Genomic DNA, 20,742 nt, shown 5'->3' with positions numbered 1-20,742 from the left:
GGGTGGGACGGCTTCCGCAACAACCGTCCGGCAGTCCGGGCTGCCAGGCGCGGGGGGAAAAGAACGATGAACCCGTCGTCACGCTTGGCAGCCACCCGAGCCGCGCCTCGGCTTGTGCTCGGCTTCGCGCTCGCAGGCCTCGCCGCTGCTCCGGCCCAGGCCGCCTACTGGAACCTCTTCAACTTCGAGGGCGAGAGCGCGCTCTCCTCCGTCTACGTCACCTACGACACGCTCACCGACATGCTGAACGACACCAACCGCACGGGCGGCTTCCAGCCCGGCAACGCGGCGAACAACGTCGTCGGCAGCGATTCCGACGGCACGACCTGGTGGAGCGTCTTCAACTTCGAGGGCGAGAGCGAGATCTCCGCAACGATCGTCACCTACGGCTCGCTCATCGACATGCTGAACGACACCAACCGCACGGGCGGCTTCCAGCCGGGCAATGCGGCGAACAATGTCGTCGGCACCGGCTCGGACGGCGAGACCTATTGGAGCGTCTTCAACTTCGAGGGCGAGAGCCAGATCTCCGCAACGATCGTCACCTACGACACGCTCACCGACATGCTGAACGACACGAACCGCACGGGCGGCTTCCAGCCCGGCAACGCGGCGAACAACGTCGTCGGCAGCGGGGCGGACATCAGGCGTGCGGCGCCGATCCCCGAGCCTGGAACGGCATGGGTGGTCGCAGCAGCGCTCGCCGCGCTCGGCGCCGTCAGGCAGCAGCGGAGGCAGCGGGAAGCGGCGTGACGCGCGGCGGAGTGGGAGCAGCACGGCCGGCGAGCGGGGCGATCTCGTCTACCGTCACCAGCCGCTCGAAGGCGGGCTTGGCGAAGTAGAAGCCCTGGAACAGGTCGACGCCGGCATCGAGCAGCACCTCGAGCTCGCCCTGTGTCTCCACGCCCTCGGCCGTGATCTCGAGCCCCATGTCGCGGCACACCTGCACCATCCCCGTCGTCAGGATGCGCTTCTGCGGGTCCTTGTCGATCGCGCGCACGAGCATGCGGTCGAACTTCACGACGTCGGGCGCGAGCTCGAGAAGCGTGTTGAGCCCGGCATAGCCCGAGCCGAAATCGTCGAGCGCGATGCGGAACCCGTGCCGGCGATACTCGGAGATGACGCGGCGCATGAACTCGTTGTCGAACACCCGCTCGTCCTCGGTGATCTCGAAGGTCAGCGCATCGAGCGGCACGCCATGCTTGCGGGCGGTGGCGAGCGTCAGCCGGATGCAGGCCGCGGGATCGTAGATGGCGTTCGGCATGAAGTTGATGTTGAGCCGGGTGTCGAGCCCGAGCTTGGCGGCGAGCGAGATGGCCTTGACGCGGCAGGCCTGGTCGAATGCGTAGCGGGTTGCGGGGGAGACGAGGTCGAGCACCGAGCGGGCGCCCTCGCCGTTCACGCCGCGGATCAGCGCCTCATGCGCGGCGATGGTGCCGCTGCTGTATCGCACCACCGGCTGGTAGGCCATGGTGAAGGGCATCGGGAACTTCTCTCCCGCACGGCAGCCCTCGCATCCGGTCGCTTCGTCCATCACACCCACCAGGCACTGAGTTCCATTCCGGTGGGATAGTCCATGCCGGCGCCTAAGCTCCGGTTAAAGGCCGTTAACGCAAGCTGGAGCAGATCGCATGCGGCTGGCCGAAGCCGGATGCGCGAGGATGCTCGCAAGGGTCGGAGAGAGGCGTATCCACCCGCCTGGCAACGGCTCTAGATGGCGATGCGCACGCCGAGCTCGACCACCCGGTCGGACGGGATGCGGAAGAATTCCGTCGCGGAGACGGCGTTGCGCGCCATCACCATGAACAGCCAGTGCCGCCAGCGCGACATCTTCGGCGAGGCGGCCGGCACGACGGTTTCGCGGCCGAGGAAGAAGCTCACCTGCATCGGGTCGGCTTCGATGCCTTCCGACTTCAGGTCGGCCAGCGCGCGGGGGATGTTCGGGCTCTCCATGAAGCCGTAGCGGAGGATGACGCGATGGATGCCGGGCGCGAGCTCCTCCACCGTCGCGCGGCTCTCCTCCGGCGCGGTCGGCACGTCCTCTGTCAGCACCGTCAGGAACAGCACCTTCTCGTGCAGCACCTTGTTGTGCTTGAGGTTGTGCAGCAGCGCGTTCGGCACGAAGTCGGGGTTGCCGGTCATGAACACGGCGGTGCCGGGAACGCGGATGGTGCGGCTCTGCGGCAGGCGGGCGAGGAAGCCCGCGAGCGGGAGGCTGTCGGCCCGCCACTTCTCGAACATCAGGTCACGTCCGCGGCGCCAGGACGTCATCAGCGCGAACAGCGTCACGCCGATCAGGATCGGTACCCAGCCGCCCTCGGGGATCTTGAGCAGGTTCGAGGAGAAATAGGCGAGGTCGATCACGAGGAACACGCCGAAGGTGGCGAGCGTCTTCACCCGGCTCCAGCCGAGCACCTTGCGCGCTACGACGAAGCCGAGCGCTGAGGTGCAGACGAAGGTGCCGGTCACGGCGATGCCATAGGCCGCGGCGAGCCCCTCGGAACGGCGGAACCCGACGACGAGCAGCATCACGCCGACGAACAGCATGGCGTTCACCTGCGGCATGTAGATCTGCCCGGCCTCCTCGCCCGAGGTGTGGCGCACCGTGAGTCTCGGCGAGAAGCCGAGCTGCATCGTCTGCCGGGCGATCGAGAACGCGCCGGTGATCATCGCCTGGCTCGCGATGATGGTCGCGGCGGTGGCGAGGAACACGAGCGGCAGGCGGAACCAGGCCGGCGCGAGCAGGTAGAACGGGTTCTCCAGTGCCCCGGCGTCGCGCAGCAGGAGCGCCGCCTGCCCGAGATAGTTCAGCGCCAGCGCCGGCAGCACGAAGAACAGCCAGGCCTGAACGATCGGCGTGCGGCCGAAATGTCCCATGTCGGCGTAGAGCGCCTCGGCGCCGGTGACGGCGAGCACGATCGCGCCGAGCGCAACGAAGCTCGGCCAGGGATGGTTGACGAAGAACCACACGCCGTAGGTGGGCGAGACGGCGGCGAGCACCTCGGGGTTGCGCACGATGCCGCCGACGCCGAGCACCGCAAGCGTCAGGAACCACACCGCGGTGATCGGCCCGAACACGATGCCGACGGCTCCGGTGCCGCGATACTGCACCGCGAACAAGCCGATCAGCACGATGACAGCGAGCGGCACGACGTAGGCGTGCAACGCCGGGTTCACGACCTCGAGCCCCTCTATGGCGGAGAGCACCGAGATCGCCGGCGTGATCGCCCCGTCGCCCACGAACAGTCCCGCGCCGGCGATGCCGATCATCGTCGCGGTGCGCCGCAAGGGGCCCGGCTTCAATGCGCGCGTGGCTAGCGCCATCAGCGCAAGGATACCGCCCTCGCCCTTGTTGTCGGCCTGGGTGACGATGCCGATGTACTTCACCGTCACGATCAGCACGAGCGACCAGATGACCAGGCTTGTCACGCCCAGCACGTCGGCCTGGCGCAGCCCGCCCTGAGCGAAGTTCCAGAGCGAGGCCTTCATCGCGTAGAGCGGGCTCGTGCCGATGTCGCCGTAGACGACGCCGAGCACGCCGAGAAGAACGGTGATCCTGGGCGCGGTCGCGCTGCCCTGAGCGTTGGCCGAGACAGACACCTTCGTGTCCCCATCGTGGTTCCCGGGGCGCAGGGTGTAGCCGAGACGCGGCGCGCCTGGAAGCGCGACGGCATGCGGGCCCGCCGGGGGATGACAGCCATGCGCCCCGGCACTTAGGCTTGTGGCCCCGAAGGAACGATCGAGGAGGCTCGCATGTCCCGCCCGGCAACCGCCTTCGCTGCCGCCCTGCTCGGCCTCGCCACGCTGCCGGCAGCCCCGGCGCTCGCGCAGCTTCGCGGCGACATGACGCTGATGGCCTATACCGGCATCTTCCAGGAGAACTACACCGCCGTGGTCGTCGAGCCGTTCAAGGCCGCGAACCCCGGCGTGAACGTCACCTACTTCGCGCCCAACACCTCGGCGGTGATGCTCGGCACGCTGCGCAGCCAGCGCACGGCGCCGCAGGCCGATGTGGTGATCATGGACATCACCACGGCGGCCATCGCCTGCGCCGAAGGCCTCGTCGAGAAGCTCACGCCGGCGGAGGTGCCGGTGATGGAGGAGCTCGTCCCCCTCGCCCGGCAGGCCGGAGGCGAGTGCGGCCCCGCCGTCACCTTCGACCATTTCGTGATCGTGTACGACACCACGAAGGTCAGCCCCGCGCCGACCTCGCTTCGCGCGCTGTGGAACGAGCAGCTCCGCGGGCGCATCGCCATCTCCGCGCCGCCGAACATCCAGGGCCTCGTGCTCACGGCGATCGTCGAGAAGATGGAGGGGGGCGACTACCGGCGCGGGGTCGACAAGGCCATCGAGAGGCTGCGTGGCCTCGCCCCCCTGGTGCAGACCTTCGACCCGCGGCCGGACGGCTACTCCCTCATCCTCAACGACCAGGTGACCTACGCGACCGGCTGGAACGCGCGCAGCCAGCTCTACCGCGACCAGTCGAACGGGCGCATCGGCGTGATGCTGCCGGAAGAGGGCACGGCATTCCAGATCAACACCATCAACGTGGTGAAGGGCGGGCCGAACCGCGCCGCAGCGCTCGCCTTCGTCAATCACGCGCTGTCGCAGCCGGCGCAGAAGGCGTTCACCGAGCGGATGTTCTACGGCCCCACCAACGCGCGTGCCGAGATCGCGCCCGAGGCACTCGCGCGCACCGCCGCCGCGCCCGAGTACCGCGACCGGGTGATCGACCTCGACTGGGCCGACGTCGTGAAGCTGCGCGACACCTGGAACAACCGCTGGCGCCGCGAGGTGATCTCAGCCGGTGGCCGATGACGGCCGGGCGCTAAGCCGCGGTGGCGCGCCTCGCCCTCGAGGGCCTGACCAAGGCCTATGGCACCGCCCCGCCCGCCGTCGATGGCCTGACGCTGGAGGCCGAGGAGGGGGAGTTCCTCGCCCTGCTCGGCCCCTCGGGCTGCGGCAAGACGACGACGCTGCGCATGGTGGCCGGCCTCGTTCCGGCCGACCGCGGCCGCATCCGCCTGGGCGAGGAGGACATCACGGCCGCGCCGGTGCACACGCGCGGCATCGGGCTCGTGTTCCAGTCCTACGCGCTGTTCCCGCACATGGATGCCGTGGGCAACATCGGCTTCGGCCTCGAGATGCAGGGCGTGCCGAAAGCGGAGCGGCAGGCGCGCGTCGCCGAGGCGCTTCGCCTCACGCGGCTCGAGGGGCTCGGCCATCGCCGGCCGCGTGAGCTCTCCGGCGGGCAGCAGCAGCGCGTCGCGCTCGCGCGCGCCATCGCCATCCGCCCGCGCCTCCTGCTGCTCGACGAGTGCCTCTCGAACCTCGACGCCAAGCTGCGCGAGGAGATGCGCGGCGAGATCCGCGACATCCAGCGCGCCTCGGCCACCACCGCACTGTTCGTCACGCATGACCAGACCGAGGCGCTGTCGATCTGCGACACGGTGGCGGTGATGCACCGCGGGCGCATAGAGCAGCGCGGAACGCCGGAGGAGATCTACGAGCGCCCAGCGACGCGCTTCGTCGCGAGCTTCATCGGGCGGATGAACGCGATCGACGGCCCCGCGCCGGTGATGACGCGCGAGGGCCCGCTCGGCGCGGGCGAGACGGCGATGGTGCGCCCCCACCGCGTGCGGCTGCTGCGAGAGGGCGCGGCGGCGGAGGGCGACAACGCGGCCTCGGGCACGGTCAGACGCATCACCTATATCGGCGATATCGTTCAGGTACAGGCGGCCACGCCGCTCGGCCCGCTCGCCGCGGAGGTGTCGGGAGCCTCGCCCCTCTGGCGGGGCCTCGATGTCGGCGCACCGGTCGGCCTCGCCTGGTCGTCGTCCGACACGCTTCGCTTCCCGGCATGAAAGGGGCACTTCCCTTCCTGCTGCTGGCGCCGGCGCTGCTGGCGCTGGTCGCGGTGTTCGTCGTGCCGATCGCGACGATCGGGCGCATCGCGCTCTACGTGTCCGAGGGCTCGGGCGCGATGCGCGAGGCGGTGGCGCTGGATACCTTCCGGACGCTCTTCGCAGACAGCTTCACCTGGGAGCTCACGCGCAATTCCGCCCATCTCGCCTTGCTCTGCGCGAGCCTCGCCACGCTGATCGCCTACCCGATCGCGCTGTTCCTGTTCCGTACCGAAAGCCGCTTCCGCCCGCTCCTGGCCATCCTCGCCGTCGCGCCGCTTCTCGTCTCCTCCGTCGTGCGCGTCGTCGGCTGGCTCGTGGTGCTGGGCGACCAGGGGCTGATCAACGCGGCGCTCCTTTCGCTCGGCCTGGTCGACCGTGCCGTGCCGCTGATCAACAACTGGACGGGCGTGGTCATCGGGCTCACCGAAAGCGTGATGCCCTACGTGATTCTGTCGCTGCTGGCCGGCTTCGGGCGGCTCGACCGCACGGTGGAAGAGGCCGCCGCCACGCTCGGCGCGCCGCCGTGGCGCGTATTCCTGCGGGTGACGCTGCCTCTGTCGCTTCCGGCCATCGCGCTCGGCTGGCTGATCGGGTTCGTGCTGTCCTTCTCCGCCTTCGTCTCGCCGAAGCTGCTCGGCGGCGGCCGTGTGTTCGTGCTCGCCACCGAGATCTATGACCTCGCCATGCAGGCGGTGGACTGGCCCGCCGCGGCGGCGATGGCGCTCTACGCGCTCTCTCTCACGCTGCTCGTCCTCGCCGCCTACACCGTGCTGACGCGCAGGGTGGCAGCATGATCTTCCGCGCGCTCGTCATCGCCGCCTACGGGTTCCTGCTCGCGCCGGCGATCTTCGTCGTCGCCATCGCCTTCTCGTCGGACCGCTTCCTCACCTTCCCGCCGCCGGGCCTCTCGCTGCGCTGGTTCGCCACGCTGTTCGAGCACGAGCAGATGATGGCGGCGATGCAGCGGAGCGCCATCCTCGCCGCGATCGTCACCACGCTTTCGCTGGCCATCGGCGTTCCCGCCGCCTACGCGATCGCGCGGTTGCGCTTCCCCGGACGTGGTGCGATCTTCGCCGCGCTCACCGCGCCGCTGCTGCTGCCCACGCTGGTGGTCGGCCTCGGCATCCTTCTCGTGTTCTTCCCCTACGGCCTCGCCGGCACGTGGCCCGGCCTCGCGCTCGCGCATCTCGCTGTCACGCTTCCCTTAGTCGTGCGCATCATGACGACCGCCTTCGCCACGCTTCCGCCCGACCTCGAGGATGCGGCGGCAACGCTTGGCGCGACGCCGCTGAAGGTGGCGTTCCGCATCACCCTGCCTCTGGCGCTGCCGGGGCTGATCGCCGCCGCCGCGCTCTCCTTCCTCATCAGCTTCGACGAGGTGGTGATCAGCCTCTTCATCGTCGGCCCGCGGCTCTCGACGCTGCCCGTCGAGATGTACCGCTATGTCGAGGGCCACACCGACCCAATGGTCGCAGCCCTCGCGGTGGTGCTGATCCTGCTCAGCATCTCCGTGGTGCTGCTCGTCGAGCGCCTGGTGGGCTTCACGCGAACGGTCAGCAAGTAGGAGACGAAACGATGCCCAAGTACACGATCGGCCCGATGCCGGAGCCGCTCGAGCCACGCGTGCACGCCAAGCTGATGCAGACGGAGACGGCGACGATCGGGCACTGGCGGCATCGCGGCTTCATGACCCGCGCCATCCAGCCGCTGCTGCCAGATCGTCGCATCGCGGGCCCGGCGGTGACGCTGGCGATCCCGGGCCCCGACAGCACGCTCCTGCACCATGCGCTCGGCCTGCTGCGCCCCGGCGACATCCTGGTGGTGGACCGGCTGGGCGACGACCGCCACGCCTGCTGGGGCGGCGGCGTCACCGTCGCTGCGAAGGCGGCGGGAGCCGCGGGCGGCATCGTCGACGGCCCCTGCACCGACCTCACCGAGATCCGTGACAGCGACCTGCCGATGTGGTGCCGCGGCCTCGCCCCGATCACCACGCGCCTCTACGATCTCGGCGGCGCGATGAACGTCACGATCTCCTGCGGCGGCGTGGCGGTGAACCCGGGCGACATCATCCTCGCCGACGAGAGCGGCGTTCTCGTCCTGCCGCGCGACGAGGCGGAAGCGGAGGCCGATGCGGCAATTGCGCGGCAGGCGCGCGGGCTCGCGACGCAGGAGAAGGTGAAGGCCGGCGCAAAGCTCGGCGATCTGTCGGGCGCGACGACGATGGTGCTGAAGGGGCTGGAGTAGGCCCGGTTCACTGCGTCGTCGGAAGGGTCTAGACTGCCGCCTCACGGGCGGGGGGCGGCGCCATGTCACGCATCGGGATCGTTCTGGCTCTGCTTCTGTTCGGGGCGGGCGGGGCCGCCGCGCAAGCTCTCCCGCCGCCGATGTCGACGCAGCAGAACGAGTGGTTCGCCGAGTGCCGGAGCTTCGGCGGGCGCCCCGTGGCAGGGCCGGAGTTCGTGACGCGCGAGGACCTGAACGGCGACGGCCAGCCTGACTACATCCTTTCCGTCAACGGCATGAACTGCGAGGGCGCCTTCACCGCCCTCTGCGCCGGCCAGGCCTGCCCGCTCGCGGTGTTCCTTTCGGGCCAGGGCGGGTACCGACGCGCGTATCTCGAGAATGTCCATGCCTGGGAGATCGACCGCTCCGTTTCGCCGCCGGCGATGAAGATGATGTGGCTCGCGAGCCATTGCGGCATCAACTACCGCGGCCCCGACGTCTGCGAGCGGCGCTACGCCGCCTCTGGCCAGACCATGTCGCAGGTCGGCGGGCTGGGCGCGGCCCGCGAGGCGACGCCGCGCCAGCAGCAGCAGCCACAGCGGCAGCAACAGCAGCAGGCCGCCGCACCAGGTGCAGGCGCCGCAGCGGCTTGGCAGCTCCGCCCCGTCCAGGGTCGCGGCGACGCGGCGATGGCGACAGGCCCCGGCGTCATCGCGGGTCTCGCGCTCGTCTGCAACGGCCCCGTGCCGATTGCGGTGTTCACGCTGCGCGCGCGCCCGCCGCAGGGGCAGACGGTGGTGAGCTTCGCCTTCTCCTCGGGCCGCATCGACGCGCCGATCCGCCCGCTTCAGGGCGCCGCGGCCAATGCCTGGTATGCCGACCTGCGCGCCTCGCGCCTGCCACGCATGCTCGCGGGCAACGACGCCTCGGTGCCGATCCTGATCAACGGCGGCAGGCAGGGAACGCTGTCGCTCTCTGGCTCGACCGCAGCGATCCGGTCCGCGCTCGCCGCCTGCTATCCGTTCTGAGGCGCCGCCTCGGCGCCGGTCAGTGCCAGCCGCCCTGCGGCGTCGGCACCAGCACGCCGTTGTTCAGCACGTGGTCGATCCGGGCGATGTGGGCCGGCAGAAGCCCGCGCAAGCCGATCCTCACCTGCGAATAATGGGCAGGATCGGGATCCTGCTCGTTCGCGGCCAGGATCTTGAGATCGGCCCAACTGGGGATGATCTCGATGTTATAGCCGTACGCTTCGATCCACCAGTGCTCCTCGGCAACGCCGTCTGCCGTCGGCCAATGCATGCAGAGGTAGTAGTGGGTGCCGATGTCAGTCCAGGCGCGGGTCAGGCCGCATTCCTCGATGGCCTTCTTGATGACCTTATCGACCACGTATTGAACGTTGTATTTTCCAGCGGCTGGCAGGTACTGCTTGCCGTTCGCCTGGTATTGGTATGGATTGCCATGAAACTTGTTGTACTGCCTCTGCGCCCAAGTGGTCTTGGCTGCGGATAACGCGCCGCCCATGCTGTTGTCGCCGGCGGATTGCATCGCGATGTTCAGCATCTGGGCGTCCTCGGCGTTGATGATGCTGAAGACCTTCAGCACCCTGTTGTTGCCGGTGCCTCCGGTGAGGGCAAAGTCGCGGCAGGCTTCATTCCGGGCTGGGCCCTGGATCGTCTTGGTCTGCCCTGCTGGGATGCTCCGCAGCAAGGCGATCTGCGCGGCTGAAAGCGAGGCCATGGCAAGGTCGTTCCTTCGTCGAGGAGAGGGATGATCGAGAGGAAAGCAACCATGGGGCGACGTGACGCTTCAATCACAAACTTAGGGTTGTGATTGCGTGACCATCTTCGCCGGCCTGCCCGGTGAGGCAGAACACCGGTCAGGCGGAGATGCCGCGGAGGATCGTCTCGGTCATCGCCGCGCGAAGGGTCGCGGGGTCGCTCCACTCGAACTCGGGGAAGGTGATCATCAGCGCGACCACGCCGTGGCCGGCCGCCCAGATCTGCTCCGCCATCAGGGCCGCGTCTCCCGGCCGCGCGTGGCCCGAGGCGATCAGCCGCTCCACCTCCTCAGCGAGCGCGCCGAACGTTGCCGCGCCATTCGGCGACACCGGCCGGCCATCCGGCTCGCCAGGCCTGTGGCCGGCAACGCCGACGACGGGCGTCATGAACATCAGCCTGTACTCGTCCGGATGGGCGAGGCCCCAATCGCAATAGGCGCGCATCAGGGCCGTCAGCCGTGCGAAGGGTTCGGGCCGCGCGGCTGCCTCCGTGACGGCGCGCGTGAACTCGGCGAGAAGCCCCTCGAACAGCGCATCGACCACCGCGGCCATCAGCGACAGCTTCTCGGGGTAATAGAGGTAGAGCGCGGCAGGCGAGACGCCGGCGGCGGTCGCGATCGCCCGCATCGAGACGGCGTCGACGCCGTGGCGGACCATCAGCTTCCGCGCCGCGGCGACAACCTGGGCGCGCCTGTCCTCGGCGCTTCGCCGCCGTGATCGGCCAGGTTTCGCCTTCACCCTCGCCAAGCCTGCCCCCCTCGAATTGAACAGGGTTCACTTTAGGGCTTGCATCCAGGCCGCGCCACCCCGTACATGAACGGCGTTCAGATGAACACCGTTCAGGAGTGGCGTGATGGGCGCGATTGCCTGGCGTATGCTGACGGGCGACAGGGCCAAGTATCTCGGCCTCGTCTTCGGCGTCGCCTTCGCCGTCATGCTGATGACGCAGCAGGCCTCGATCTTCGTCGGCCTCATGCTGCGCACCGCAGCGCAGGTGATCGACGTGACCGACGCCGATCTCTGGGTCATGGACCCGCGCATCATCTATGTCGAGGAGACCGAGCCGCTTCCCGAGAGCGCGCTGTGGCGTGTCCGCTCCGTTCCGGGGGTGGATTGGGCTACGCCGTTCTTCAAGGCGCTCTCCGTCGCGCGCGCGCCCGACGGGCGGCTGCAGCAGGTGTTCGTTCTCGGCGTCGATGACGCGACGCTTGCGGGCGCGCCGCCGCGCATGCTCGAGGGCTCGGTCGAGGATCTTCGCCGCCCCGGCGCGGTGGTGATCGACCGCGTCGGCGCGCTGTTCATCTGGCCAGAGAACGGAACCGAGGAGAAGGGCGCACCACGCCCCTCCGACATCGGCCGCACGCTCGAGATGGCCGACAGGCGCGCCACCATCGTCGGCACGGCGGAGGCGTCGGCGCCGTTCACGACCTTCCCCGTCGTCTACACGCGCTACTCGGAAGCCCTGAGATTCGCCCCACCGCCGAGGAAGCCGCTCTCCTACATCCTCGTGCGCGCCAAGCCGGGCGAGGACCATGCCGCGCTCGCCGCGCGCATCGAGGCCGAGACGGGGCTGAAGGCGCTCACCTGGCGGGGTTTCGCCTGGGAAACGATCCGCTACTACCTGCAGCGCACGGGCATCCCGATCAATTTCGGCATCACCGTCGTGCTCGGCTTCGTCATCGGCGCCGCCGTGGTGGGGCAGACCTTCACGATCTTCGTGCTCGAGAACCTGCGCCAGTTCGGCGCGCTGAAGGCGATGGGTGTGGCGAACGGAACGATCCTGCGCATGGTGCTGCTGCAGGGCGCCGCCATCGGCGTTCTCGGCTTCGCCATCGGCATCGGCATGGCGGCGGCGTTCTTCGAGATCACGAGCCGGACGAATGTCGATCTCCGCGGCTTCTTCCTGGTCTGGCAGGTGGCGGCGGGAGCGGCCGTCGCGGTCGCGCTCATCATCCTCGGCTCCGCCTTGCTCGCCATCCGCCGCGCGCTTGTGCTCGACCCGGCCGTGGTGTTCCGCTCATGAGCGTCATCGTTCAGGCAAGGGGGGTGGTGAAGGAGTTCGCAGCGGGAGACGAGCGCCTGCGCGTTCTGCACGGCATAGATCTCGACGTGCGCGCGGGCGAGCTCATGCTCGTCGTCGGCCCCTCCGGCTGCGGCAAGACGACGCTGATCTCCATCCTCGCCGGAATCCTCTCCGCGACCGAAGGCGCGGTGCGCGTCGGCGGGCGCGATCTCGCGGGCCTTTCCTCCGGCGCGCTCGCCGCATTCCGGCGCGAGACGGTGGGCTTCATCTTCCAGCAGTACAACCTGCTGCCGAGCCTCACCGCCGCGGAGAACGCCGCCGTGCCGCTCGTTGCGCGCGGCGAACGGCTCAGCCACGCGGAGAAACGGGCGCGGGCGATGCTCGAGCGCCTCGGCATGGGGCCGCATGCATCGAAGCAGCCGCGCCAGCTCTCGGGTGGGCAGATGCAGCGCGTCGCGATCGCCCGCGCGCTCGTGCACGACCCGGCCTTCATCGTCTGCGACGAACCGACCGCGGCACTGGATGCCGCCTCGGGCCGCACGGCGATGGAGCTGCTCTCCGACGCTGCACGCAGCCCCGGCCGCGCCGTCGTAGTCGTCACCCACGACCCGCGCATCTACGGCTTCGCCGACCGCCTCGCGATGATGGAGGACGGGCGGGTGACGGACGTGCTCGATGATCCGGATTCCATCCGCAAGCTGGTGCATTGATGCCTTCAAACGCCGGCCGCGGCCCTGGCATGCGGCGTCGCCGCATGCCGCGATGAGGAGAGCAACGATGGCGAAACGACGTCTCGGCGGGCTCGTTCTTCCAAGCCTTGCGCTCGCGGGCGTGCTGTTCACCACCTGGTCGATCATGGGCCAGCCAGGCGCGCCGGAACGAACCGCACCGCCCTCGGTTCCCGTCACGAACCCCTATGCCGCCGCCGTCGCGGGCCTGGGGGAGGTCGAGCCGAACAGCGAGACGGTGGCGATCGGAACCGACCTCTCCGGACTCGTCGCCGCCATCCATGTCGCGCCGGGCGAGCGCGTCGAGGCCGGCGGGCCGCTCTTCTCGCTCGATGACCGCAGGCTTCGCGCAGCTTTTGCCGAGGCCGAGGCAGCGCTTGCCGCCACGCGGGCAGAGCGGCGCGAGGCTGAGGCGACGCTCGCCTCGGCACGGGCGGAGCGCGAGCGCGCCGCTTCCGACGCCGCGCGCTACCAGAGCCTCGCGCGCACCGACATCGCCGCCTCGCGCCAGCGCATCGAGACGGCGGTGGCGGACAGCCGCAAGGCGGAGGCGCAGATCAGGCTGGCGGAGGCGCGCATCGCCTCGGCCGAGGCCGCCATCGCGCGCGCCGAGGCGCAGCGTGACCGCGCGGCCGTCGACCTCGACAAGACCGTCATCCGCGCACCCTTCGCCGGGACGGTGCTCCGGCTGAACGTCCGCCGCGGCGAGTTCGCGCAAGGCGCGGCGCTCGCCGAGCCGCTCGTCCTGTTCGGCGCGATCGAGCCTCTGCACGTGCGCGTGCAGGTGGATGAGACCGACGCGCACCGCATCGCATCCGGCGCCGAGGCGCGCGGCTTCCTGCGCGGCGACGGCTCGCTCTCCGCGCCACTCGCCTTCGTTCGCACCGAGCCCCTGGCGCGACAGAAGCGCTTCCTCTCCAACGCGCCGGGAGAGCGCGTTGATACGCGCGTGGTCGAGGTGATCTACCGGCTCGAGCCTGGCGCGCTTCCCGCCACGGTGGGGCAGATGCTCGACGTGTTCATCGAGGCCCCGCCGCGTGCTGTGGCGGCGCGCGGGCCGGAGCTCGCCGCCCGCGTCAGTGCGCGCTGACCTCCGGTGAGACCTCGGCGAGCACCTCCTCCTCCGCGGCGATGTGCAGCGTGAGAAGCGCATCGAGCGAGAACAGCACGCGCCTCAGCTCCGGCGCCGCACTGCGCCAGCCCTCCTCCGTCGCGGCGAGGCGAAGCAGCGCGGCAAGCTGGCCCGACATCGTCTCGATCTCGGCATGCATGCGCGCGAGCGCGGCCATCGGGTCGCGCCCGCCAAGGGCGCGCGCCACGGCAGGATAGAGGTTCGCCTCCTCGGCGCGCTGGTGTGGCAGGACCTCTGCGCGGATCGCCGCCTCCGCCGCTTCGAGCCGCGGCAGAACCTCCCGCCCCTGCGACACCGCATCCGCCGCGGCGCGCAGCTCGCCCGCGAGCGCGCGCAGCCGCGCATGCTCGCCCGTGCGCTCGGCCAGCTCCGCGTCGCCGCTCACCGTCGCCGGCCGATGCTCCTGTCGCCCGGGCCGCAGCGCGGTGAGCGCGAACAGGATGGCGGCGACGTCGATCCCCTCCTGCACGAGCGCGCCGGCAAGCGGCGGCAGGTAGCCCGCTGCGGCGACGACCATGGCGATGCCCGACAGCGCCATGCCGAGCGCGATCGACTGGACCGCGACGCTGCGGGAGCGCACGGCAATCGCCACCGCCTCGCCCGCGCGGTCGAGCCTGTCCACCAGCAGCACGACATCGGCCGCCTCTGCGGCGGCCGCGGTGCCGTGCGCGCCCATCGCGATGCCGACATCGGCGGCGGCGAGCGCGGGCGCATCGTTCACCCCATCGCCGATCATCGCCGTCGGCGCCGCGGCACGCTCGGCCGTCACGGCGGCGATCTTGTCCTCCGGCGAAAGGTCGGCCAGCACCGCGTCGAAGCGCAGCGCGGCGGCAATGGGCGCGGCGGCTGCGGCACGGTCTCCCGTCACCATCACGAGCCGCGTCACGCCCGCGGCGCGCAGGCGGCGGATGGCGCGCGGCGCCTCGGGGCGAAGCCCGTCCGCCATCACGAAGGCGGCGACGGCGCGGCCATCGAGGGCAAGCCAGGCGACACTTCCTGCCGCCGCGATCGCCGCCGAGCCGCCGAGCCCGTCGCTCGGGCCTGCGCCCTGCGCATCGAGGAATCCCTCGCTGCCGAGCAGGACGTCCCGCCCCTCGACGCGGCCAGACACGCCGCCGCCGGCATGCTCGGTCACGCTGTCGGCGAGCGGCACCGACAGGCCTTTGGCGGCAGTGACGAGCGCTGCCGAGACGGGGTGGGTCGAGCCTTGCGCCAGCGCGGCGGCGAAGCGCAGCGCCTCGTCCCGGCCGAGGCCCTCCTCGAGCTCGGTCGAGGCAAGCCGCGGTCGGCCCGGGGTGAGCGTTCCGGTCTTGTCGAACAGCGCAGTGCGCACCCGTGCGAGCCGCTCGAGCGCGCCGCCGCCCTTGACCACGATGCCACGCCGCGCCGCCCGGCCGATGCCCGCCATCAGCGCGATGGGAGCCGCGAGGATCAACGGGCAGGGGGTGGCGACGACCAGCACGGCGAGCGCGCGCACGGGGTCGCCGGAAACGATCCAGGCGGTGCCGGAAAGCGCGGCGGTGACGGCAAGGAAGCCGAGCGCCCAGCGATCGGCGAGGCGGGCGAGCGGCGGTCGCTCCTCGGCCGCCTGGCGCGTCAGGCGCACGATCGCGGCGTAGGTCGAGGCCTCGGAGGTGGCGGTCGCGCGCAGGGTGAAGGCCGGCCCGGCATTGACCGCGCCCGAGCGGACCGCCGCGCCCTGCCTCGCCTGCACCGGCATCGCCTCGCCGGTCAGCGTGCTTTCGTCGAGCGTCGCCTCCGCGTCCTCGAGCGTGCCGTCCACCGCAACCGTCTCCGCCGGGCGCACAAACAGGAGGTCGCCCGGAGCGACCTCGCCGATGTCGATCTGTTCCACCTCGCCATCGGAAATCCGGGCAGCGGTGCGCGGGGCACGGGCGAGCAGGTCGGAGAGCGACCGTGTGGCGCGGCCCTCGGCCCAGGCCTCGAGCGCCTCGCCGCCCGCGACCATCAGCGCGACGACGGCGCCGGCAGCGGTCTCCCCCAGCGCGACGGCGCCGAGAATGGCCGCGAGCGCGATGACATCGACGCCGAGCTGCCCGCCTCCGAGCGCCCGGACGATGCCGAGCGCGACATGCGCAGCGACCGGCAGCGCCGCAGCCGCCCAGGCGAGCGACGCCTCACGAGGCAGTCCGGCGAGGGCGAGCACCGCCCCGACCGCGAGGCCGAGAAGCACCCAGCCCAGCAGGAGGTATCGTTGACCTCCGATCCGCTCCGTCATGGACGAAGCAGTAGCCCGAGGCCGGGGCCGCGCGCTATGTCGCCCGCGTCATTGCAGCCCCGTCATTGCAGCCCCGTCAGCCAGCCTGCTCAGGCCGCCGGCGCAGGCACCCAGGTGGCGTTGAGCTTATAGCCGCCGCTCTCCGTCACGAGCAGCCGCGCGTTCGCGGGGTCCGGCTCCACCTTCTGGCGAAGGCGGTAGATGTGCGTCTCGAGCGTGTGGGTCGTCACCGCGGCGTTGTAGCCCCACACCTCGTTCAGCAGCACCTGGCGCGCCACCGGCTTGCCATCCGCCCGGTAAAGGAACTTGAGGATTGCGGCTTCCTTCTCCGTCAGCCGGATCTTGCGATTCCGGGCGCCCTCGAGCAGCAGTTTCGCCGCGGGCCGGAACGTGTACGGCCCGATGGAGAAGACCGCGTCGTCGGAATTGTCGAAGATCGCGAGGTGCCGCCTGAGCCGGGCGAGAAGCTCGCCGAGGCGGAACGGCTTGACGATGTAATCGTTCGCTCCCGAATCGAGGCCCTTGATCGTATCGGCCTCGGTGTCGTGGCCCGTCAGCATGATGATGGGCACCTTCACGCCCTGGCCGCGGATGCGGCGGGTATAGTCCCGCCCGTCCCCGTCGGGCAGCGCCACGTCGAGCAGCACGGCGTCGAAGCGCGCCGCGCCACCGGCGAGCGCGACATCGGCCGCGGCGAGGTCCTCGGCCTCGTAGGGCTCGAACTCGCCCTCGGCGCGCAGCTGCTCGGCCAGCGTCTCGCGGAGCGCGCGGTCGTCGTCAACGATCAGGATCGGTCGCGCTAGCGCCATGGTATGACAGAGTCCTTTCTCTGTTGCGTCACTGTGCCAGCCTGCGATGTGGCCGGGCAAGGCGCAGGGGTGCAGACCCGAACCGGTCCTTTCCGGTGCACGATCCCGTGATAACCGCATCCGTGCTCCAGGAAACGCCGTATTCGCGTGGGAGGTTGCCGGAGTGAAGGAATTCACCATCTCGGAAACGTCCCGATCGCGGGCGCGTTGTAGAGGGGTCACGCTTTCGGGGGCTCATCCTCTCTGCCTTGCTTGCGCCCCGATCGCGTCCGCAGACTCCGCCCGGAGGTACAGGTAAACGATGTCACCGATTGCTACGCTCGCCGCTGCACAGGCGACGCCATCCCAGAGTGCCTTGCCGATGCCGAAGGCGACGCAGGAGGAGGGCGAGCGCGCGCTGCGCCAGGTTCACCGTGCCGTCTCCGAGTTGCGGCGCGGTGCTGCGGCACTTGTTCTCGCCGAGGATGGCGCCTGGCTCGTCGCCGCGGCCGAGCTCGCCTCGCCGGCGACGATCGCGCGTCTCGCAGCGCTCGGCCGACAGGCGCCGACGCTGCTTCTGGCTCCGGCCCGTGCCGCTGCGGTGCTTCACCGCCCTGCGCCGGGCGGGGCCGACGTGCCGGCCGTCGCGTTCCATGTCTCCCCGACGGTGACGCCATCCGAGCTCCGCAGCCTCGCCGACCCGACGGCAGAGCCCCCGGCCGCGAAGCCGGAGCTTGCCGGACCCGCGGCAACCGAGGCAGCGGCCGCGGCGATCCATCTCGCCAAGCTCGCGCGCCTGCTTCCCGCCGTGCTCGCCGCCCCGGTCGACACCGGCGGCGACGTGATCGCGTTCGGCCGCCGGCATGACCTTCTCGCCGTGCCCGCCGCGCAGGTTCTCGGCTATCCCGACATGGTCGCCGCCACCCTTGCGCGCGTGGCGGAGGCGTCCGTTCCGCTCGAGGACAGCGCGAGCACGCGCATCATCGCCTTCCGCCCGGCCGATGGCGGCACCGAGCATCTCGCGATCGTCGTGGGCGACCCCTGGGGCGCCGCTGCGCCGCCGCTCGTCCGCCTGCACAGCGAGTGCTTCACCGGCGACCTTCTCGGCTCACTCCGCTGCGATTGCGGGCCGCAGCTTCGCGGCGCGCTGAAGGCGATGGCCGACGAGGGCGCGGGCGTCCTGCTCTATCTCTCGCAGGAGGGGCGGGGCATCGGGCTCGTAAACAAGCTCCGCGCCTACACGTTGCAGGACGAGGGCGCCGACACGCATGACGCGAACACTCGGCTCGGCTACGGGGCGGACGAGCGGAACTTCATGATCGCCGCCGCCATGCTGCGCGACCTCGGCTTTGGCGAGGTGCGCATCATGACCAACAACCCCGACAAGATGGCCGCGCTCGAGGCCTGCGGCATCGTGGTTGCGAACCGGGTGGCGCACGCCTTCCCGCCGACGCAGCACAATGCCCGCTACCTGCGCACAAAGGCGGAGCGCTTCGGCCACCTGTTCTGAGGACTGGAGGGACAGCCGGCGGCGCGAGCGTCACGCACCGCACGCCCGGGCATCCCATCCCTGCATCGCGATGTCGGCGACCGCTTCGAGCTCGGCGCGGTCCGCCCCGTCGCGGGCGAGGATCGACATGCCGGCCTGGACGGTCTGCACGAAGCGCGCAAGGCCGGCGACGTCCACAGAGACGGGGATCTCGCCTTCAGCCACCGCCCGCGCGAGACGCGCCTCGACCCGGTCCCGGCCCGCTGCGCGGGCCGAGCGCACGAGCGCACCGAGTTCCTCGTGCCCCTCGCTGCCGACCGAGGAGAGCGCGATCATGCAGCCGAGCGGGTGATCTCCATTGCCGGTCAAGGCCGCGGCCGAATCCCTCAGCAGGAGACGCACCGCTTCGCGGGCCGAGCCCGCCGCCATGAAGCTGGCCCAGACGAGGCTGTCATACGCTTCCTGGTAGTAGCGGAGCGCCTCGGCGTAGAGCGCCTCCTTTGAGCCGAACGCGGCATAGAGGCTTGGGGCGCCGATGCCCATCGCCTCGGTCAGATCGGCGATCGATGTGGTCTCGTAACCCTTCTGCCAGAACAGCCGTGTCGCCTGCGCAAGCGCGGCGGCGCGATCGAAGGCGCGGGGCCGCCCGCGCGGCCGGGCTCCAGCCGCCCCTCTCGTCTGCGCTGTCGACCCGGATTTCTGCATCGATCGATATATTAATCCGTTGACTTCTGCCTGCAAACGCTGGCACGTATTTTTGTATCGCTTGATACAGAACAGGTGTGACATGACCGATCTCTCTGGAAAACGCGCTCTCGTGACGGGCGGCTCGCGCGGCATCGGCGCCGCGATCGCGATGGCGCTCGCCGAAGAGGGCGCGAACGTCGCCATCACCTACGAGCGCGCGGCGGACCGCGCGGGCGAGGTCGTCCGCGCCATCGAAGGCAAGGGCCACAGGGCGGTCGCGATCCAGGCCGACAGCGCAGATCCGGCGGCGGTGAAGCGGTCGGTCGACGAGGCGGCGCGCCTCCTGGGCGGCCTCGACATCCTCGTCAACAACGCAGGCATCGCGCCGTTCGCCGCCATCGCCGAGATCTCCGTCGAGGCCATCGATGCGCTGCTTGCCGTGAACGTGCGGGCGCCCGTGCTCGCCGCGCAGGCCGCCATTCCGCATCTGAAGGAAGGCGGCCGCGTCATCACGATCGGCTCGGCCGGCGCCGACCGCATCGTCGGCGACACGGGCACCGCCTACTACATGACGAAATCGGCGATGCAGGCGTTCACGCGCGGGCTCGCACGCGAACTCGGGCCGCGGGACATCACCGTCAACCTGGTCCAGCCGGGTTCGACCGATACAGACATGAACCCCGCCGACGGAGAGTTCGCCGCCTTCCAGCGGTCGCTGATTCCGCTCGGCCGCTATGGCGAACCCGGGGACGTTGCCGCCGCCGTCGCCTTCCTCGCAAGCCCTGCGGCGCGGCAGATCACCGGTGCCATCCTCACGGTCGACGGCGGCGCGACAACCTGACGGACAGGGGGTTGGAAGCGGAGCCCGCCGCGGCGGATTGCCTCGCGGCCGGTTCTGCTCTACCCCGCCGGCCATGACCGAGACACCGCCCACCCTGCCCGACAGGCTGTCGAGCGACCCGGCCAGCCCGCATTACGACGAGGCACTCCTCGTCCGCGGCATCGGCATCCGCTTCAACGGGGCGGAGAAGACGAACGTGGTCGAATACTGCGTCAGCGAGGGCTGGGTCCGGGTGACGGCCGGCAAGGCGGTGGACCGTCACGGGCAGCCGCTGACCCTCAGGCTTTCCGGAACGGTCGAGCCTTACCTCAAGGGCTGATTCCTGCCCGGCAATCGCTGCCGGCCAGCGCCGAAGGCTGCGTGATTCCAACGGGTTGAGCCGTGGCACGGCGGTTGCGTCGCGGGGCGCATGACCGGCATCGCCGCCATCGCCCCGACAGCCCCCGTGCCGCGCGAAACCCGCGCCGACGCACCGGCAGCGTCCGCCCCCGCGCCGAAGCCGCTCGCCGGGCCGCCGCTCGGGCGCGACGAGATCGAGCCGATGCCGGCCGAGGTCAGCTTCGGCGAGATGCTGTCGGCGCTGAACCCGCTGCACCACATCCCTGTCGTCGGCTGGATCTACCGCCAGATCACGGGCGAGACGATCCAGCCCGCCTTCCGCGTGCTCGGCGGCCTTCTCACCGGCGGGCCGATCGGGGCGATCGCCTCGGCCGTCGGCGCGCTGGCCGAGGAGCTTATCGGCCAGGTGAGCTTCGGCGGAAGCGACACCCCCGCCGCCGCGCCGACGGCCATCGCCGCGGCGGCCCCGGCGGCCACACCGGCCGCAGGCCCCGCCGCGGGCGAGAGTCGCTTCGCCGGCATCACCACGGCGGCAGGAACGCCGCTCCAGCCCCTGCCGCTCGCCACACG

20 protein-coding genes and 1 pseudogene are annotated in these 20,742 nt (G+C 70.5%); 14 read left to right on the top strand and 7 right to left on the bottom strand.

Annotation, left to right across the window (positions count from 1 at the left end; all coding sequences use genetic code 11):
- The first annotated feature begins 66 nt into the window (after positions 1-66).
- Positions 67-753: a hypothetical protein gene (locus FIF60_RS18435; RefSeq protein WP_158639293.1), complete on the top strand. Its 687-nt coding sequence runs from the start codon at positions 67-69 to the stop codon at positions 751-753.
- On the opposite strand, the gene FIF60_RS18430 is transcribed toward FIF60_RS18435, so the two are convergent.
- Both FIF60_RS18430 and FIF60_RS18425 read right to left on the bottom strand, forming a co-directional pair.
- Positions 719-1,534, bottom strand: coding sequence for an EAL domain-containing protein (locus tag FIF60_RS18430; protein WP_144299754.1), 816 nt, complete (start codon positions 1,532-1,534; stop codon positions 719-721). The genes FIF60_RS18435 and FIF60_RS18430 overlap by 35 nt on opposite strands.
- Positions 1,535-1,710: 176 nt before the next feature.
- Positions 1,711-3,600, bottom strand: a complete 1,890-nt coding sequence (locus tag FIF60_RS18425) for a potassium transporter Kup (RefSeq protein WP_275426726.1) — start codon at positions 3,598-3,600, stop codon at positions 1,711-1,713.
- A 153-nt stretch (positions 3,601-3,753) separates the two neighbouring features.
- On the opposite strand from FIF60_RS18425, the gene FIF60_RS18420 reads away from it, so the two are divergent.
- From FIF60_RS18420 to FIF60_RS18395, 6 genes are all read left to right on the top strand, one after another.
- On the top strand, positions 3,754-4,818 hold the full coding sequence (locus FIF60_RS18420; RefSeq protein ID WP_144299753.1) for an ABC transporter substrate-binding protein: 1,065 nt from the start codon (positions 3,754-3,756) through the stop codon (positions 4,816-4,818).
- 20 nt (positions 4,819-4,838) lie between these two features.
- Positions 4,839-5,864: an ABC transporter ATP-binding protein gene (locus FIF60_RS18415; protein WP_144299752.1), complete on the top strand. Its 1,026-nt coding sequence runs from the start codon at positions 4,839-4,841 to the stop codon at positions 5,862-5,864.
- A complete protein-coding gene (locus FIF60_RS18410; protein ID WP_144299751.1) occupies positions 5,861-6,700 on the top strand; it encodes an ABC transporter permease in 840 nt (279 codons plus the stop codon). Before FIF60_RS18415 ends, FIF60_RS18410 begins: the two co-directional genes overlap by 4 nt.
- A complete protein-coding gene (locus FIF60_RS18405; RefSeq protein WP_144299750.1) occupies positions 6,697-7,470 on the top strand; it encodes an ABC transporter permease in 774 nt (257 codons plus the stop codon). Before FIF60_RS18410 ends, FIF60_RS18405 begins: the two co-directional genes overlap by 4 nt.
- An 11-nt stretch (positions 7,471-7,481) precedes the next feature.
- The gene (locus FIF60_RS18400; protein ID WP_144299749.1) at positions 7,482-8,150 is read left to right on the top strand and encodes an RraA family protein; all 669 of its coding nucleotides are present in this window, start codon (positions 7,482-7,484) and stop codon (positions 8,148-8,150) included.
- Positions 8,151-8,212: 62 nt separating this feature from the next.
- The gene (locus FIF60_RS18395; RefSeq protein ID WP_144299748.1) at positions 8,213-9,157 is read left to right on the top strand and encodes a hypothetical protein; all 945 of its coding nucleotides are present in this window, start codon (positions 8,213-8,215) and stop codon (positions 9,155-9,157) included.
- 19 nt (positions 9,158-9,176) lie between these two features.
- Here the strand turns inward: FIF60_RS18395 and FIF60_RS18390 are convergent, their stop codons facing one another.
- Both FIF60_RS18390 and FIF60_RS18385 read right to left on the bottom strand, forming a co-directional pair.
- Entirely contained in the window at positions 9,177-9,866 is a 690-nt protein-coding gene (locus FIF60_RS18390) for a hypothetical protein (protein ID WP_144299747.1), read from the bottom strand.
- Between the two features lie 139 nt (positions 9,867-10,005).
- A complete protein-coding gene (locus tag FIF60_RS18385) occupies positions 10,006-10,644 on the bottom strand; it encodes a TetR/AcrR family transcriptional regulator (protein WP_144299746.1) in 639 nt (212 codons plus the stop codon).
- A 115-nt stretch (positions 10,645-10,759) separates the two neighbouring features.
- Here FIF60_RS18385 and FIF60_RS18380 point away from each other — a divergent pair, with 115 nt between their 5' ends.
- From FIF60_RS18380 to FIF60_RS18370, 3 genes are all read left to right on the top strand, one after another.
- Positions 10,760-11,929, top strand: a complete 1,170-nt coding sequence (locus FIF60_RS18380) for an ABC transporter permease (protein ID WP_144299745.1) — start codon at positions 10,760-10,762, stop codon at positions 11,927-11,929.
- Positions 11,926-12,639 carry an ABC transporter ATP-binding protein gene (locus FIF60_RS18375; protein WP_144299744.1) on the top strand — a complete coding sequence of 238 codons (714 nt, stop codon included), beginning with the start codon at positions 11,926-11,928 and terminating at the stop codon, positions 12,637-12,639. Before FIF60_RS18380 ends, FIF60_RS18375 begins: the two co-directional genes overlap by 4 nt.
- Before the next feature lie 67 nt (positions 12,640-12,706).
- Positions 12,707-13,747, top strand: a complete 1,041-nt coding sequence (locus FIF60_RS18370) for an efflux RND transporter periplasmic adaptor subunit (RefSeq protein ID WP_158639292.1) — start codon at positions 12,707-12,709, stop codon at positions 13,745-13,747.
- On the opposite strand, the gene FIF60_RS18365 is transcribed toward FIF60_RS18370, so the two are convergent.
- Together FIF60_RS18365 and FIF60_RS18360 are read right to left on the bottom strand one after the other, a co-directional pair.
- A complete protein-coding gene (locus FIF60_RS18365; RefSeq protein ID WP_144299742.1) occupies positions 13,734-16,028 on the bottom strand; it encodes a heavy metal translocating P-type ATPase in 2,295 nt (764 codons plus the stop codon). The two genes, FIF60_RS18370 and FIF60_RS18365, sit on opposite strands and share 14 nt — an antisense overlap.
- Positions 16,029-16,117: 89 nt before the next feature.
- Positions 16,118-16,837 (bottom strand): response regulator transcription factor, encoded by a 720-nt coding sequence (locus FIF60_RS18360; protein WP_144299741.1) that lies wholly within the window; start codon positions 16,835-16,837, stop codon positions 16,118-16,120.
- Positions 16,838-17,138: 301 nt separating this feature from the next.
- Between FIF60_RS18360 and ribA the strand changes: the two genes are divergently transcribed.
- On the top strand, positions 17,139-18,326 hold the full coding sequence (gene ribA, locus FIF60_RS18355) for a GTP cyclohydrolase II (protein ID WP_239451701.1): 1,188 nt from the start codon (positions 17,139-17,141) through the stop codon (positions 18,324-18,326).
- Positions 18,327-18,356: 30 nt separating this feature from the next.
- On the opposite strand, the gene FIF60_RS18350 is transcribed toward ribA, so the two are convergent.
- Positions 18,357-19,094, bottom strand: coding sequence for a TetR/AcrR family transcriptional regulator (locus FIF60_RS18350; protein ID WP_239451700.1), 738 nt, complete (start codon positions 19,092-19,094; stop codon positions 18,357-18,359).
- Here FIF60_RS18350 and FIF60_RS18345 point away from each other — a divergent pair.
- The 3 genes and pseudogenes from FIF60_RS18345 to FIF60_RS18335 all read left to right on the top strand — a co-directional run.
- Positions 19,093-19,833, top strand: a complete 741-nt coding sequence (locus FIF60_RS18345; RefSeq protein ID WP_144299740.1) for an SDR family NAD(P)-dependent oxidoreductase — start codon at positions 19,093-19,095, stop codon at positions 19,831-19,833. The genes FIF60_RS18350 and FIF60_RS18345 overlap by 2 nt on opposite strands.
- A 73-nt stretch (positions 19,834-19,906) precedes the next feature.
- The gene (locus FIF60_RS18340) at positions 19,907-20,152 is read left to right on the top strand and encodes a DUF3297 family protein (protein WP_144299739.1); all 246 of its coding nucleotides are present in this window, start codon (positions 19,907-19,909) and stop codon (positions 20,150-20,152) included.
- A 90-nt stretch (positions 20,153-20,242) separates the two neighbouring features.
- Positions 20,243-20,742 (top strand): annotated as a pseudogene (locus FIF60_RS18335) (hypothetical protein); the annotation flags it as partial.

Origin of the sequence: Elioraea rosea (assembly GCF_007644105.1) — a bacterium.
GTDB classification, from domain to species: Bacteria; Pseudomonadota; Alphaproteobacteria; order Acetobacterales; family Acetobacteraceae; genus Elioraea_A; species Elioraea_A rosea.
Note: the sequence above shows the minus strand (reverse complement) of the source record. Positions and strands in the feature narration are given on the sequence as shown.

Bases quoted from the DNA above. Each gene is read 5' to 3' on its own strand.
- FIF60_RS18435 (WP_158639293.1), top strand. From the start codon at position 67: ATGAACCCGTCGTCACGCTTGGCAGCCACCCGAGCCGCGCCTCGGCTT.
- FIF60_RS18430 (WP_144299754.1), bottom strand. From the start codon at position 1,534: ATGGACGAAGCGACCGGATGCGAGGGCTGCCGTGCGGGAGAGAAGTTC.
- FIF60_RS18420 (WP_144299753.1), top strand. From the start codon at position 3,754: ATGTCCCGCCCGGCAACCGCCTTCGCTGCCGCCCTGCTCGGCCTCGCC.
- FIF60_RS18410 (WP_144299751.1), top strand. From the start codon at position 5,861: ATGAAAGGGGCACTTCCCTTCCTGCTGCTGGCGCCGGCGCTGCTGGCG.
- FIF60_RS18405 (WP_144299750.1), top strand. From the start codon at position 6,697: ATGATCTTCCGCGCGCTCGTCATCGCCGCCTACGGGTTCCTGCTCGCG.
- FIF60_RS18400 (WP_144299749.1), top strand. From the start codon at position 7,482: ATGCCCAAGTACACGATCGGCCCGATGCCGGAGCCGCTCGAGCCACGC.
- FIF60_RS18395 (WP_144299748.1), top strand. From the start codon at position 8,213: ATGTCACGCATCGGGATCGTTCTGGCTCTGCTTCTGTTCGGGGCGGGC.
- FIF60_RS18390 (WP_144299747.1), bottom strand. From the start codon at position 9,866: ATGGCCTCGCTTTCAGCCGCGCAGATCGCCTTGCTGCGGAGCATCCCA.
- FIF60_RS18380 (WP_144299745.1), top strand. From the start codon at position 10,760: ATGGGCGCGATTGCCTGGCGTATGCTGACGGGCGACAGGGCCAAGTAT.
- FIF60_RS18375 (WP_144299744.1), top strand. From the start codon at position 11,926: ATGAGCGTCATCGTTCAGGCAAGGGGGGTGGTGAAGGAGTTCGCAGCG.
- FIF60_RS18370 (WP_158639292.1), top strand. From the start codon at position 12,707: ATGGCGAAACGACGTCTCGGCGGGCTCGTTCTTCCAAGCCTTGCGCTC.
- FIF60_RS18365 (WP_144299742.1), bottom strand. From the start codon at position 16,028: ATGACGGAGCGGATCGGAGGTCAACGATACCTCCTGCTGGGCTGGGTG.
- FIF60_RS18360 (WP_144299741.1), bottom strand. From the start codon at position 16,837: ATGGCGCTAGCGCGACCGATCCTGATCGTTGACGACGACCGCGCGCTC.
- ribA (WP_239451701.1), top strand. From the start codon at position 17,139: ATGTCACCGATTGCTACGCTCGCCGCTGCACAGGCGACGCCATCCCAG.
- FIF60_RS18345 (WP_144299740.1), top strand. From the start codon at position 19,093: ATGACCGATCTCTCTGGAAAACGCGCTCTCGTGACGGGCGGCTCGCGC.
- FIF60_RS18350 (WP_239451700.1), bottom strand. From the start codon at position 19,094: ATGTCACACCTGTTCTGTATCAAGCGATACAAAAATACGTGCCAGCGT.
- FIF60_RS18340 (WP_144299739.1), top strand. From the start codon at position 19,907: ATGACCGAGACACCGCCCACCCTGCCCGACAGGCTGTCGAGCGACCCG.